The sequence below is a fragment of the Pedobacter sp. B4419 genome (genome assembly GCF_059693725.1).
Window position 1 is genome coordinate 1,269,342 of sequence record NZ_JCASSL010000001.1, and the last position, 16,182, is coordinate 1,285,523.

The 16,182-nt window shown below is 42.5% G+C and carries 9 protein-coding genes; all 9 read left to right on the top strand.

Annotated elements, in window-relative coordinates:
• Positions 1-8 precede the first annotated feature (8 nt).
• Entirely contained in the window at positions 9-1,718 is a 1,710-nt protein-coding gene (locus tag AC570H_RS05145) for a RagB/SusD family nutrient uptake outer membrane protein (RefSeq protein WP_497352385.1), read from the top strand.
• 15 nt (positions 1,719-1,733) lie between these two features.
• On the top strand, positions 1,734-4,787 hold the full coding sequence (locus AC570H_RS05150; RefSeq protein WP_497352387.1) for a SusC/RagA family TonB-linked outer membrane protein: 3,054 nt from the start codon (positions 1,734-1,736) through the stop codon (positions 4,785-4,787).
• A 5-nt stretch (positions 4,788-4,792) separates the two neighbouring features.
• A complete protein-coding gene (locus AC570H_RS05155; protein ID WP_497352389.1) occupies positions 4,793-6,598 on the top strand; it encodes a RagB/SusD family nutrient uptake outer membrane protein in 1,806 nt (601 codons plus the stop codon).
• A 62-nt stretch (positions 6,599-6,660) separates the two neighbouring features.
• A complete protein-coding gene (locus tag AC570H_RS05160) occupies positions 6,661-9,393 on the top strand; it encodes a glycoside hydrolase family 2 TIM barrel-domain containing protein (protein WP_497352391.1) in 2,733 nt (910 codons plus the stop codon).
• Between the two features lie 58 nt (positions 9,394-9,451).
• Positions 9,452-10,216: a ThuA domain-containing protein gene (locus AC570H_RS05165; RefSeq protein WP_497352393.1), complete on the top strand. Its 765-nt coding sequence runs from the start codon at positions 9,452-9,454 to the stop codon at positions 10,214-10,216.
• Between the two features lie 6 nt (positions 10,217-10,222).
• A complete protein-coding gene (locus tag AC570H_RS05170) occupies positions 10,223-11,398 on the top strand; it encodes a DUF5009 domain-containing protein (RefSeq protein ID WP_497352395.1) in 1,176 nt (391 codons plus the stop codon).
• A gap of 12 nt (positions 11,399-11,410) precedes the next feature.
• Positions 11,411-12,544 carry a glycoside hydrolase family 18 protein gene (locus AC570H_RS05175; RefSeq protein ID WP_497352397.1) on the top strand — a complete coding sequence of 378 codons (1,134 nt, stop codon included), beginning with the start codon at positions 11,411-11,413 and terminating at the stop codon, positions 12,542-12,544.
• Positions 12,545-12,547: 3 nt separating this feature from the next.
• Positions 12,548-15,010, top strand: coding sequence for a glycoside hydrolase family 2 TIM barrel-domain containing protein (locus AC570H_RS05180; RefSeq protein ID WP_497352399.1), 2,463 nt, complete (start codon positions 12,548-12,550; stop codon positions 15,008-15,010).
• A 4-nt stretch (positions 15,011-15,014) separates the two neighbouring features.
• A complete protein-coding gene (locus tag AC570H_RS05185) occupies positions 15,015-16,181 on the top strand; it encodes an alginate lyase family protein (protein WP_497352401.1) in 1,167 nt (388 codons plus the stop codon).
• Position 16,182: the final 1 nt, after the last annotated feature.

The window sequence follows — 16,182 nt, forward strand, 5'->3', positions numbered from 1 at the left end:
TTATGAACATGAAGAAATTATTTATCGCAGCCCTAACCGCTATTTCATTGGTAGGCTGCAGCAAGATAGAAGATGGACCGCTAGAAAGGATTACAGAAAACTATGTTTTCGATCCAACCGATAAAAACGGTTTTTATGCAGAGCAGTTCTTAAACAATATTTATTCAATCCTCCCTAACGGTTACAACCGTGTTGGTGGTGATTTGTTAGATGCCGCAACAGACGATGCAATGCCATCGCAAATCGGTGGCAGTATCGAGCGTTTCACCACCTCATCCCTAAGTGCATTGACTAATCCAGACGATCAGTGGGGAAAAAACTATGCCGGTATCAGAAAAGTAAACATTTTCTTGGCTAATATCGATATCGTGCCAGTTCCGGCAAAAATCCCTTTTTGGAAAGCCGAAGCCCGCTTTTTACGCGCCATGTTCTATTTCGAACTGGTGAAACGTTATGGCGGTGTTCCTTTGGTGGGCGATGTAGTATTGGATGCCGAAACGCCAGAAAACTTTAAACGCAACTCGTTCGAAGACTGCATCAATTACATTGTAGCAGAATGCGATGCCATTAAAGGTGCCGTAAGGCCTGACCCATTAGCCGCTGGCGATTATGGCCGTATTTCTAATGGCGTAGTATTGGCACTTAAAGCCAGAACCTTGTTGTATGCAGCTAGTCCATTGTACAACGGTGGCAACATAGGTGGCAGTGCCGAGCAAAAATCATATCAGGGCTATGCTTCGTTTGATAAAGAACGTTGGAACAAAGCCGCACAGGCAGCTGCAGATCTAATGGCTACCGGCAAATTCAAAATCGATGGAGTTGCCTATAACAATGTGTTCATCGTAAGAAAAAATGATGAGGTAATTTTAGGCTACCTAAGAAACAACGGTACCGATCTAGAAACCAGCAATGGTCCAGTAGGCTATGCCTTAGCCAGTGCCAATGGCCGTACAAGTCCTACACAAGATTTGGTTGATGCTTTTGGTACCATTAAAGGCTTGCCAATTACAACCGATATCAAATCGCCAACAAACACTACAGGCTATGATGCCGCTAATCCTTATGCCAATCGCGATCCACGCATGGCCAGTACCGTATTGTACAATGGGGTGGCTTGGTTAAGCAGGCCTTTGCAAACCTACGAAGGTGGTTTAGATAAACCGAACAAAAACACAACCCAAACCAAAACAGGTTATTATTTGCGCAAGCACTTGGGCAACTTTGCAACAGCTACACTTTACAGTGCACAGCCGCATAACTTCCCGATATTCCGCTATGCAGAAGTGATGTTAAACTATGCCGAAGCGCAAAACGAATATTTGGCTTCGCCAGATGCAAGTGTGTACAAAGTACTGCAAGACATCAGAAAAAGAGCTGGAATTACTGCAGGCACTACACCTGGCTTTTTGTATGGCTTAAAAAGCTCGGGCATGACCCAAGCCGAAATGCGCGATGCCATCCGCAACGAGCGCCGTATTGAAATGGCTTTTGAGGAGCAGCGTTTTTGGGACTTAAGAAGATGGAAAACTGCCGAAACGGCATTGAATACCAATTTAAATGGAATGATCATCACGAGAGATCCGGCCACTTCAGCTTTAACTTATCAAAAAGCAGTGGTAGGTAGGATCAATTTTGCTAATCCGAAGATGTATTTCTATCCAATTCCTTATAACGAGATATCCAAAAACACAAACCTAATTCAAAATACGGGTTGGTAATTAATTCCATTTAAAATGAAAAGATATTTATTAACGATATACTTACTACTGCTCTGTGGCTTTACTTGGGCGCAGCAGCAAACCGTTACCGGTACGGTAAAGGATAATGTAGAGACCCTGATCGGGGTATCCGTTTACGAGAAAGACCTGCCATCTAACGGCACGCAGACAGACGAAAACGGAAATTTTAAGATTAATTTAAAGACTGCAAGCAAAATCTTGGTTTTCAAATACGTAGGCTATTTAACCAGGGAAATAGCGGTAGGAACTCAAAGCAATCTAACGGTAACCTTGGCAACCGATGCAAAAGGTTTAGAAGAGGTGGTGGTTGTAGCTTATGGTACACAAAAGAAAATTACCAATACTGGTTCTACCAGTTCAATTTCTGGCGATGACATCAGGCAAACGCCTTCTGCAAGTTTGCAGAATACCCTAATTGGCCGTGTACCAGGTATCACCACGCAACAACGTTCTGGTCAGCCAGGAAGTGATGGTGCTGCTTTGTTGATCCGTGGTTTGAGTACCACCAATGGTAATGGTGCACCATTGATTATTGTTGATGATTTGGAGTATTATGGAAGCATTTCCGAAATAGATCCAGACCAGATCGAAACCTTTACCATTTTAAAAGATGCCGCAACTACAGCGGTATATGGTATCAAAGGGGCAAACGGCGTAGTGGTAATTACCACCAAACGTGGTAAAGACGGCAAGGCTCAAATTACGATAAGAACCGAAAACAGTATTCAAACGCCGACTTACATGCCAGAGTATTTGGATTCATATCGTTCGGCCTTATTGGTAAATCAGGCATTAACCAACGATGGACAGCCGGCAAGGTACACCCAAAATGATTTGGATTTGTTTCAGAACGGACAGGATCCTTATGGCCACCCGAATGTAAACTGGACAGATGAACTGTTGAGAAAATACAGTATCCAATCGAGAAACAACATCAATATTCAAGGCGGTATAGAAAAAGCGAAGTATTATTTGTCAGCTGGTTATTTGTATCAAAATGGTTTGATCAAGGACTTTTCTGGTCCATCGGGGATGAACAGCAACTACTATTACAAACGCTACAACTTTAGGTCTAACTTGGATTTGCAACCAACCAAAACTACTACTTTGAGCTTGGATCTTTCAGGTACTTTTAACGAAAGAAACAATCCAACAAACGGAGGCCGAAATACACGTAACAATATCTTTTTTGAGTTGAGCGATGCCAATCAGTTGCCTCCTTATGCTTATGCAATCTATAATCCAGATGGTTCTTATGGCGTAAACAGCAGTTATACCAATAACAACGTGGTGGGCCGTTTAACCTATTACGGTTACAACAGGTCATACACCAATGATATTACTGCAAACTTTAGGGCAAATCAAAAGTTGGATTTTATTACCAAGGGCTTATCGGCAAAAGGCGTGGTGGGCTTTAATGGAACCTATGGTTTCAACAGAAACATGAATAGGGGTACAGGAAACGATTTCCCTTCTTATAATTACAATCCTGCAAACGGAACCTATACCATTTACAATACCAACTTTTACCGAATTGCATTGCCAAATTTGAGCTATTCGAACAATGCGAGTTACAAACGCTTAAACTGGCAGGGATCGGTTAATTACGACCGTACTTTTGGCAGCCACCATGCCTATGCATTGGCTTTGTACAATCAGCAAAACAACATTAACAATGCCGATGAGCCAAGAGGATTTAAAGGTTTTACCTTCAGGGCTGGTTACGATTACAAAATGCGTTACCTGATCGAGTTTAACGCAGGTTACAATGGTTCAAGTTCTTTCATCTCAGACAGGCAATATGCACTTTTCCCTGCCGTATCGTTGGGCTGGAACTTGGCCGAAGAACCTTTCTTCAAAAACAATATCAAGTTTATCGATTTGTTTAAAATCAGAGGTTCGTTTGGTAGAACCGGAAGTGATGATATTGGCGGCTATGCTTATACTTACATCCCTAACTATATAAACGAAGGCAGCTATTCTATTGGCGAGAACCATACCGCTATAGGTGGCATTAGAGAGGGGGCTTTGGCTCAAACACCAACCTGGGAAAAGGAAGAGCAGGCCAATATCGGGGTAGACATCAATATGTTTCAAGGTAAATTAAAGATTGTGGCAGATTGGTTTGACCGCTACCGTTATGATATCCTCACTTCAAGAACGCTATCTAACATCTCTGGTATTTCGGCCGTGGTGCCATCAAACATCAATAGGGTAAGCAACAGAGGTTTAGAGGCTCAGGTTACTTATTTGGGCCGTATCAATAAACTGGAGTTCAACATCAGCGGAAATATTTCTATTGCCAAAAACAAGATCTTGTTTATGGATGAGCCAAAACCAGCTTATGATTATCAATCGTTGACTGGCAAACCGATGGGCAGTATTTTGGGCTATCACTTCTTGGGTTATTACACACAAGCGGAAATTGATGACCCAACCGTACCTAAACCAACTGTAGGAACAACAAGAGCTGGCGATTTGAGATACCAAGACACCAATGGTGATGGCATTGTAAACGTAGACGATAGGGTGGTGTTAAAATATCCAAACTTGCCTAATACCATTATGGGCTTAACCATGGGCTTTAATTACAAAAACTTCAGTTTTACAGTAACCGCACAAAGCGCATTAAACTTTGCCAGAAGATCGGCAGCTGAGGCTATCAGACCAGGATTGAACAACTTTAGGGCAATCCACGAAGATGCCTGGACGCCAGAAAACAGCGTAAACCCAAGTTTCCCGCGCTTGAGTTTGGCAGGTACCAACCTGAACGACCCGGCAGCTAACCCATCTGATTACTGGTTCAAGGCCAGCGATTATTTGAGGATCAAAACAGCAGAATTTGGCTATTCGTTCCCCAAAAACTTTATCAATAAAATCGGTTTGCAAGGCGCAAGGGTTTATGTAAACGGCTATAACCTGTTTACCTGGTCGCTTAAGGAGAAAAACATCTACAACACAGACCCAGAGAATACTTCTGGAACTGATGGAGCTGGTTTTTACCCACAAACCAAAGTTTACAATTTAGGATTACAAGTTTCATTTTAATGGATATGAAAAAGATAGTTATAGGATTATTAATGGTTGTGGCTGGGCTCATGATCTATTCATGCAAGAAGGTTGATATTCTCGATCCACAAAGCAATTCAGACTTGAATGAGGAAACTACGTTTGCAGATAGTGCCAAGACAAGCAATTTCTTGTTTGGCATTTACTCGGATATTTTCTTTGATTTCAGTTCGAGGTATTACAATTCGCCAAACGGAAGTGGCATTACCGCAGGTACTGCAGAAGCCTGCGACGAAGGCAATCACCGTTTGTTCGGGGTTACCCAGCCCTTTGTGGTGATTTATACGGGCAGTTTAGCTTCGGTGGTTTCAAGCGGAACCAATCAAAACCCATATATAGTGGCTTATAATAAACCTTACGTAAATATTCGCAGGGTAAATATATTCTTGTCAAACGTAGATAAATCGCCTTTTTCTGCAGCCATGAAAAAACAGACCAAGGCCGAAGCCCGCTTTTTAAGAGCTTGGTATTATTCGATTTTGATCAAGCATTTTGGTGGGGTGGCCTTAATCGGCGATAAGTTGTTTGGACCAAATGACATCATCGACAACCCACGCAACTCTTATGAAGAATGTGTAAACTATATTGTTTCAGAGCTAGATGCCATTACCAACGATCTTCCTGGCAATTATAACGCCCAAAATTATGGCAGGATTACCAGTGTGGCTTGCAAGGCTTTAAAATCGAGGGTGTTATTGTTTGCGGCCAGTCCTTTATTTAATGGAGGCAATATTGGCAAGAACGAAGCGCAGAAAAAAGTAGTAGGTTATGAATCTTTTGATGCATCACGCTGGACCAAAGCGGAAACAGCTGCCAAAGAAGCACTAGATGCAGCGACTGCCGATGGTTATGGCCTTTATGAAGACAATACAACACCAGGTTTAGGCTTTGGTAAAGTATTCACCATGCGTAAAAATCCAGAATTCTTGTTAAATGGGATGGCAGCTGGTTCAAAAACCCTAGAGGGTGCTTTGTTGCCGGTTTCGAGAGGAGTAACTACACCACAAGCCATGCCATCGCAAAACTTGGTTGATGCCTTTGGTACCATCAATGGTAAACCAATAACTAGCGATATCAAATCGCCAACCAATCCAACCGGTTATGATGCGGCCAACCCATATGTAAACCGTGATCCGCGTTTGGGCTACACCGTAATTTGGAACCAAATGTTATGGTTTAACAATGCTACGGGTAACAAACAGCCAGTGAGCACTTTTATCAATACACAAGACGGCTGGTCGACCAAAGCAGGCGAAGCAGGCTTAAACTACGCAACAGGCTATTACTGGCGTAAAATGATGGACGATGGTACCGCAAATAACGGCGGTCCAACTTTGCAACGTGTATGGGGCCTGATCCGTTATGCCGAAGTGATGCTGAACTATGCAGAAGCCAGTAACGAATCGGGTAACATTACCCCAGCTTACGATCAATTGAAACTATTGAGAAAAAGAGCTGGCATTTTAGCTGGTACAGATGGTTTATATGGCTTAAAAGCCAGCATGACCCAAGCCGAGATGCGCGAAGTGATCCAAAACGAGCGCCAAGTAGAGCTAGCTTACGAAGGTTTCCGTTTCTTCGATGTGCGCCGTTGGAAACTGGCCATGGATAAATTCAACTTTACCATGATGGGTATGCAGATCACAAAAACCGGATCTACCTACACGTATGCGAAAGTGCCAATTACCAACAACCCAGTTCGCATTTTTAAAGAAGCGAACTATTTCTTCCCTTTAGATCAAACTGAATTAAACAGGGTTCCGGCTCTGATACAAAACCCAGGTTATTAATACCCCATAAGTGTTTCGGTTTGCCTCGGTAAACCGAAACGCTATTTTATTTATTTGTGATAATGAGTCAATCTACCCGTTTGAAAATATATTTTTCAGTACTCTTACTAGCCAGTTGCTTTACTGCTTTTGCCCAAACCAAACAGGGCAATAAAGAAGTTAGACAATACATTAACTTGAATGCCAATTGGTCTTTTGCCAAAGATCCGGGCAGGCAAATTATAGCTGCCACTTTTGCCAACCTCAAATGGGCAACTGTACAAGTGCCCCATACCTGGAATGCATTCGATGTAATGGACGATGAGCCCGGCTATTACCGTGGCATTGGCTGGTACAGGAAAAAACTGAATCTCAAACCCGAATGGAAAAACAAAAAACTAGCCCTATATTTTGAAGGGGCCAATCAAGAAACTACCATTTACCTCAACGCCAAGAAAATTGGCAACCACATAGGTGGTTATACTGCCTTTACCGTTCCTTTAGAAAACCTGAAGTTTAACGGTACTGATGAAATTGCCGTAAAGGTAGATAATGCCTACAACGAAAGCATCGCACCTTTAACCGCCGATTTTACATTTTTCGGTGGACTTTACCGCAATGTATCCCTCTTAGTTGCTGATCCCGTACATTTTCAAGATGATCAGTATGCTTCAAAAGGTGTTTATGTACACGCCAACAATGTATCAGCCAGCAGTGCGGAAGTAATCGTTAATGGAAACCTCAGTAATGCCACAGCTGTTCAAAAGAAATTAAACTTGGTCTCCACGCTTTTTGATGCCAATGGAAAGAAAATAGCCGAAACCAAAACTATGGTTGAGGCCTATGCAAAACAATCGATTTCCTTTGTGCTGCCCACTATTTCGGTGAAGAACCCTAATTTATGGTCGCCAGAAAATCCATATCTCTATCGCACTACCACCAGTATCATCGATGCCAAAACAGGGCAAACGATAGATGAAGTACAGACCAATGTAGGCCTTAGGTTTTTTAGCTTTGATTCTAACACGGGCTTCTCGCTAAACGGGAAACCGCTCAAATTAATAGGCGCTAGTCGCCACCAAGATTTTGCAGGGATGGGTAATGCTGTACCCTCGAGTTTACAGGTAAAGGATGTCGAATTGCTGAAAGGAATGGGTGGCAATTTTCTGCGTGTAGCCCACTATCCCCAAGACCAAGCCGTACTCGATGCCTGTGATCGTTTGGGAATCCTAACTTCGGTAGAGATACCAATTGTAAACGAAATTACAGAAACTGATGCCTTTACGCGCAATTGTAAAAGCATGCAAGTAGAAATGATCAAGCAAAACTATAACCACCCGAGTATAATCATTTGGGCTTATATGAACGAGGTTTTGCTAAAGATGAAATTTAACAATGACCAGCCAAGAAAGCAGAAATACCTCGAAAATATTGCTGTTTTGGCCCAGCAGTTGGAAGACCTGACTCGTGCTACAGATCCAACTCGCTATACCATGATGTCTAACCACGGTGATGTAAATGGATATATGAGAGCAGGTTTGGTAAAAATACCGATGATTATTGGTTGGAATTTGTATCAGGGCTGGTACGGAGGCAAATCAGAAGATTTCGGTCCGAATTTGGATAAAATCCATCAACAGATCCCTGATAAGCCGATGATCATTACCGAATATGGCGCCGATGTGGATCCACGGATCCATGCCTTTACACCCATCAGGTTTGATAAAAGCTTGGAATATGGCATGCTGTATCATCAGATTTACATCAAAGCTATTGTGGACAAGCCTTTTGTAGCTGGTGCGGCCGCTTGGAACTTATCGGATTTTAACTCCGAAACCCGCGATGAAACCATGCCTCACATCAATAACAAAGGCTTATTAACGTTGGATAGGCAGCCCAAAAACACTTATTTCTTGTATAAGGCTCACTTTAACGAACAGCCGTTCCTTAAAATTGGCGATGGCTCATGGACCATCAGGGGTGGAGTAGCTTCGTCGGCCAATAGCACTACCTTGGTACAGCCCTTACAGGTAATTAGCAATACAGATAGCGTAACGCTTTTTGTAAATGGCAAAAACCTAGGTACCAAGACAGTAAAAGAAAGATTAAGCAATTGGGAGGTGCCTTTTAAAAATGGCACAAACGAAATCAGGGCTGTTGCAGTACATCAAGGCAAAAAATTGGAAGACAAAACTTCGATCAATTTTACCTTGCAACCTGATGTATTTGCGCAAAAGAATTTAGCCTTTAAAGCCATCAATATCTGCTTGGGCAGCCAAAGGCAGTTTATCGATCTGCAGAAAAAAGAAATTTGGTTGCCAAGCCAGGCCTACAAAGCAGGTTCTTGGGGCAGTATCGGTGGTGAGCCTTTTAAAATAAAAAACAGCGGTCGCCAAGCTTATGGCACCGACAAAAATATCCGTGGTACTTTTAACGATCCGGTTTATCAAACACAGCTCATGGGCTTAGACGGCTATCAGTTAGATGTGCCAAAAGGAAAATATGAGGTGGTGTTGCATTTTGCGGAGCTGATGGGCAACGGCATCCAATCGGTACTGCCTTATAACTTGGATAGCTTGATCGAAGTAAGCAAATCGGCCAATAAAGAAGTGCCTGAACAACGCATTTTTGATGTATATTTAAACGATAAGCAAATCATCAAGAATTTGAACCTGGCCTCTGCCTATGGAGTAGCCAATAGCGTTCAAAAGAAATTCGATTGCATAGTAGCCGATGATAAAGGTATCCGCTTGACATTTAAAAGCGTGAAGGGAAAGGCTGTGCTCAATGCATTACAGGTAAGAAAAATTGATTGATTTTTTAAGATATCATGCTGAACCTGATTCAGCAGCTCATAAATAAAATTTAAAACTGATGAAACATTCCATACGCATTTTGATCTGGCTGTTGGCACTGATGCCGATACTTGCTGCTGCGCAGCAAAAAAGCAGGTTTAAGGTATTGGTATTGTCAGAAAACGGAGGCAACCATGTCAAGTACTCTGAACGGGCTAAAGTTTGGCTCAATCAATTGGCTGTGGACAGCAATTTTACAGTAGATTACATTCAAAACACCGAAAAAATCAATACCGATTTTCTCCAACAGTACCGTTTGTTTATCCAATTGGATTATCCGCCTTATGCCTGGACACCAACTGCTGCCGCTGCATTCGAAAAATATGTAATGCAAAAGAACGGGGCGGGGTGGATCGGTTTTCACCATGCGACTTTGCTGGGTGAGTTCGACGGCTACCCGTTATGGAAATGGTTCTCTAATTTTATGGGTGGCATTACCTTTAAAAACTACATTCCAGGGTTTGCATCAGGTTCCGTTCGCATCGAAAAGCCACAACATCCGATTATGAAAGGCGTACCCAATCCTTTTGTGATCAAAAAAGAAGAATGGTATACTTACGATCAAAGTCCGAGGCCAAACGTAGAAGTAATTGCCAATGTAGACGAATCGAGCTACGAACCCGATACGAAGACTAAGATGGGTGATCATCCGGTAATTTGGTCGAACCCTAAAATTTTGGCTAAAAATGTTTATATTTTTATGGGGCATGGTCCAGACCTTTTTGATAACGAAGCTTATAAGTTAATCTTTAAAAACGCCATCTTCTGGGCAACGCAAAAATAACCGAACATGAAACAACTGCCTCAGCGTATTCTATCTATCGATGTTTTAAGGGCCATCACCATGTTCCTGATGATTTTTGTGAACGATGTTGCAGGAGTGGACCAAATTCCGAAATGGATTGAGCATACTGCCGCCGATTACGATGGCATGGGCTTTTCTGATTTGATTTTTCCTGCTTTTCTGTTCATCGTCGGCCTTTCTTTGCCTTTTGCGGTAAAAGCCCGTTTAAAAAAGGGCGATTCATATATGGCCATAATCTTCCATATCGTGGTGAGAGCCGTTGCATTAATTGTGATGGGATTTTTTCATGTAAACATGGAAAATTACAATGGCAGTGCGGCCTTGCTGAGCTATCCGGTTTATATGATCATCCTAACAGTTGGGTTTTTCCTGATTTGGCTCGATTATCCAGTTAAACTGGCCAAAGGCTGGAAGTATGGGCTAATGGTGTTGGGCGTTATCATCATAGCTGTAATGGCTTATTTATACAAAGGTGGCAACAACGAACATCCCAAAGGTTTAGAGCCGTCATGGTGGGGCATATTGGGTATTATTGGCTGGGCTTATTTGTTTGCAGCGATTGCCTATGTATGTACCCGAGGCAAGCTTTTGGTACTGTTGCCCGTATTCATCGCGTTTGCATTGATCAATATCGCCAGCCATATGGATTTGCTTCATGCAGATTTATGGATGATTGGCGACGCTTCTTCCATTACCCTGATGCTGGGTGGTGCATTGGCTTCCGTTACTTATTCTTGGTTCATCAGCAGAGAGAAAGACAATACGCTATGGTGGGTTTTTGCCTTGTCGGGAGTAGCCTGCATTGCATTTGGATTACTAATTAGGCCCTACGCTGGCGGTATTTCCAAAATTTATTCTACTCCAGCTTGGGTGTTCATCTGCATGGGAATTACCCTGTTAACGTTCGAATTACTCATTTTTGTAGTTGATGTGAAGGATAAGAAAAACTGGTTCAACTTCATTAAGCCGGCAGGTACCAGTACCTTAACCTGTTACCTGATTCCATACTTGCTTTATTCTTTGTTTAGCCTGATCGATTTTAATTATCCAAGCTATTTCAATTACAGCATTGGTGGTATCATCAGGTCTTTTTTTATTGCATTTTTAGTCATCCGTATAGTAGCCCTCTTGGAAAAGAAAGGTATCCGTTTAAAAATTTAATTCATGATAGCAATGATCAATAACAGAATTAACCAGGTCTTTTTCGTTTTAATATGCGTTGCATTGTTTGCAGCCATGAAAAACCCTGATAAAAAGCAAAAGCCGGTGGTAATTGGCTATGTAACCGGTTATAGCGGTTTGGTAGATCCGAGCCAAATTGCGGCCGAAAAGCTAACGCACATCAATTATGCCTTTGTTAACGTAAAAGACAACAAGGCTTTTTTGCAGAACCTAAAAAACGATACCACCAACTTTAGCCGTTTAAATACGCTGAAACAGAAAAACCCTGACCTTAAAATCTTGATTTCTATTGGAGGCTGGTCATGGAGCGAAAACTTCTCTAATGCAGTATTAACCGATTCGTTGAGAAAAGGCCTTGCCGCGAGCGCGGTCGACATTATTCGCAAGTATAAGTTAGATGGAGTAGATATCGATTGGGAATATCCGGGTATGCCAGGTGAGCAAGGGAACGTTTACCGTCCAGAAGATAAACAGAACTTTACCTTGATGTTCGAAGCCATTAGAAAGGAATTGGATGTGCTAGAGAAAGAAACCGGCAAAAAGAAGTTATTGACTACGGCTACTGGCGGTTTTCCTTCCTTTTTGAACAACACCGAAATGGGAAAAGCGGCTGCTTACTTAGATTACATCAACCTGATGACTTACGATTATTATTCGTGGAAACAAGCAGGGCACCATACCAACCTGTACGATTCAAAAACCTATCCCTTAGAAAACTCGGCAGATAAAGCCATTAAGGCCTACATGGCGGCCGGCGTCCCAGCTTCGAAACTGGTAATGGGTATTGCGTTTTATGGCCGTAATTTTAAATTGAGTCCAACTTCACAAAAAGGATTGGGCGATACCGTTGTAGGTGCCGGAAATACCTATGGCAGGGGCTATACCTTTATGAAAGACAGCTTGATCAATAAAAAAGGCTTTGTTGAGTATAAAGACGAAGATGCCAAAGCTCCATACCTATTTAATGCTGAGACCAAACAATACATCACCTACGATAATGAATGGTCGGTAGCCAATAAATGCGATTATGTGCTCAAGAACAAGTTGGGTGGCGTAATGTTTTGGGAATACAATTCAGACCGTAAAAATTACCTATTAGATCAGATTACTAAAAGTTTCAAATAAGTTATGTCCAAAAAGTTAGTTGCCCTATTGTTGCTCAACCTGTTAGGTGCCTGTTTGGTGCTCCAAGCCCAAACTTCCAAACGCCTAATCAATAATTGGGAATTTGTAAAAGAAGATTTAGGAGGGGTATGGGAAGCCGTAAGACCTGTTAAAGTAGGCAATCCGGAAGAAATGCCTTATTGGCAAAAAGTAAATTTGCCCCATTGCTTCAATGCTACCGATGCCGTAGATCCCGATGTGAATTATTACCAAGGGCCGGGTTGGTACCGCACCAATATCGAGGTGGCTAATCCTTATGCCAAAGGGCGGACTTTATTGCATTTTGAAGGTGCCGGACAAAAGACCCAGGTTTACATTTACACCACCAAAGTGGCTGAACATGTGGGCGGTTATGACGAATGGACCGCAGACATTACCGATGCCGTAGAAGAATTTAAGAAATCGCCTTTGTTTAAAAGCCAGTTCAAAGGCAAAGTTCCGGTAATTATCCGTTGCGACAATTCTCGCGATTTGGAAATGATTCCTTCCAACCTTTCAGATTTTAACGTTTACGGTGGCCTTTATCGCTACTTAAATTTGGTTTATGCCCCACAACTAAGCGCCGACAAACTGTTTGCACATGCTACGGTTGATGCAAAAGGAGCTTTGGGAAAACTGAGCATAAAAGCCAGGTTAGTTAATCCAGATGCAGTAAAAAATGCTGCGTTTAAAATAAGCATAACCGATCCCAATGGTAAAATAGTGGCCGATTGGAGCAAAGCCGTTCCAACTTTTCAAGGCGATGAGCTGTTGTGGGAAACCTCGATTAAATCGCCAAAATTATGGTCGCCAGATGCACCACAGCAATACGAAGTAAAATTAAGTATCGTAGCCAATGGCGAAACTTCGGTAAGTACTGAAAAAGTAGGTTTCAGGAATTTCGAATTTGTGAAAAAAGGGCCTTTTATGCTCAATGGCAAACGTTTACTGCTGCGAGGTACGCATCGTCACGAAGACCATGCAGGCGTAGCGGCTGCCATGACCGAAGAAATGATCACCACCGAAATCAAGATGATGAAAGAGATGGGTGTGAACTTCATCCGTTTGGGCCATTACCAGCAATCTCGCATTGTACTCGATCTGTGTGATAGCTTAGGGATTTTGGTATGGGAAGAAATTCCTTGGTGCCGAGGTGGCTTGGGTGGTCCGATTTATCAGGCACAGGCTAAAAGGATGCTCACCAATATGATTGAACAGCATTATAACCATCCATCGATCATCATTTGGGGGATGGGGAATGAAAACGATTGGCCGGGCGATTTTACCGAATTCGATCAGCAGAAGATCAGGACTTTTATGAAAGAACTGAATGATCTTTCGCATAAGCTGGATCCTTCTCGAAATACCGCCATCCGCCGTTGCGATTTCTGCCGCGATATCGTCGATGTATATTCGCCGTCTATTTGGGCTGGCTGGTACCGTGGCGACTATACCGAATATAAACAGGTTTCCCTAGACGAATTTAATAAATCAGAGCGCTTTTTACACGTAGAGTGGGGCGGAGATAGCCATGCGCGCAGGCATTCCGAAAATCCAGACAATGCTTTGAGCAAGATTAAAAGAGGGGGCGGTGCCGATGAACGTGCCGGCGATGCTTCGTTGTATGGTGGCGCAGCCCGGGTAAGCAAGGATGGCGATTGGAGCGAAAGCTATATTGCCAACCTTATCGATTGGCATTTGAAGGAACAAGAAACTATGCCTTGGTTAAGTGGTACGGCTTATTGGCCATTTAAGGATTTCTCTACGCCAATCAGGCCAGAAAATCCAGTGCCTTATGTGAACCAAAAAGGCGTAATCGAACGTGATTTCACTAAAAAAGAGGCTTTTTATATTTTCCAATCTTACTGGACAACCACGCCAATGGTGCACTTGTACGGCCATAGTTGGCCAATCCGTTGGGGTGCCGAAGGTGAAGAGAAAATGGTAAAAGTTTATTCCAACTGTGATGAAGCTGAGCTTTTTGTAAATGGCAAAAGCTTTGGGGTGAAGAAAAGAAACAGTCAGGATTTTCCTGCTGCTGGCTTGCGTTGGCAAGTGCCAATGGGCAAAGGCAAATACACTTTTAAAGTAGTGGCCAAAAAAGGAAAAGTTACGGTAACCGATGAAATTGTGCAAGAATACCAAACCGCTCAATGGGGCAAGCCTGCTCAAATGAGCCTAGAAAAAATCGATGAAAAAGACGGTATAGCAACTTTGGAAGTGAAACTTTTCGATGCCCAGAAAGTGCTTTGTCTTGATGCCATAAACCTGGTAGCCTTTGATTTAGTTGGAGATGGAGAACTCATTAAAGATCAGGGCACTTCTACGGGATCATCTAAAGTGCAACTCTATAACGGCAGGGCAATTATTAAAGTGAAATTGAACAAAGGAAAAAGCGTGACGAGTGTTCAGTCGAAAGGCATTCCAACCACATTTTTAAACTTATAAGCGAATGAGAAAAACATCCCTATTGTTTTTTGTAATTATGGCGATAACTGCAATTGCATTTGCCCAAAAACAGCCGATTGCTCAACAGGCAACTGCTGTTTTAAAGAAGCAAGTATTGGAAGAAGCTGCTTGGGCCATGCAGCAACAACCCATAACGGTAACCGCCGAAAGCTCGCCAAGAAGCGCTGGTGGCAAGCACGATTTCTTTTCGGAGGCCGATTATTTTTGGCCAAATCCGCAAAATCCGGATGGACCTTACATTAACCGTGATGGAGAAACCAATCCGAATAATTTTGTAGCCCACCGTAAGGCGATGATCCGTTTCAGTACCATTATTGGTGCTTTGGCATCGGCCTATAAAATTACGGGCGACGAAAAATATGCCCAACAGGCTTTAAAGCACTTAAAAGCTTGGTTTGTAGATCAGGAAACACTAATGAATCCCAACTTGTCGTTTGCGCAGGCGGTAAAAGGTTCTTCTACTGGACGCAGTTGGGGCATTATCGATACCATCCATTTCATGGAAGTAGCGCAAGGCATGATGGTATTGGAAAAAGCTAAAGCCTTTGATGCATCGACAACCACGGCCATCAAAAAATGGTTTGCCGATTATATCCTTTGGCTCAATACCAGCAAAAACGGAAGAGCAGAGAAAAATTCTAAAAATAACCACAGCACTTGTTGGGCTATGCAGGTAGCTTCCTTTGCCAAATTATGTAATGACCAAAATATGCTCGATTCGTTGCGTACCAGTTATAAAACGGTGCTGTTGCCAAATCAAATGGCTGTTAATGGCAGTTTTCCTTTAGAATTGGAACGTACTAAAGCTTACGGTTATTCGATCTTTAATTTAGATGCGATGGTAATGGTTTGCCAAATCCTGTCAACGCCAAAAGATAACCTATGGGAGTTTCAAACTGCCGATGGCAAATCGATCAAGAAAGGGATTGAATTTTTATATCCTTTTGTAGCCGATAAAAGCAAGTGGAACTTAAAACCCGACATTATGTTTTGGGAGAACTGGCCTGTAGCGCAACCATTTTTATTGTTTGGTGCCAATCAGTACCAAAATCAAGCTTGGTTCAATACCTGGAAAAGCCTCGATTTAAAGCCAGAGGTAGAAGAAGTAATCAGGAACTTGCCGATTAGGCATCCTTTAATTTGGTTGTAGG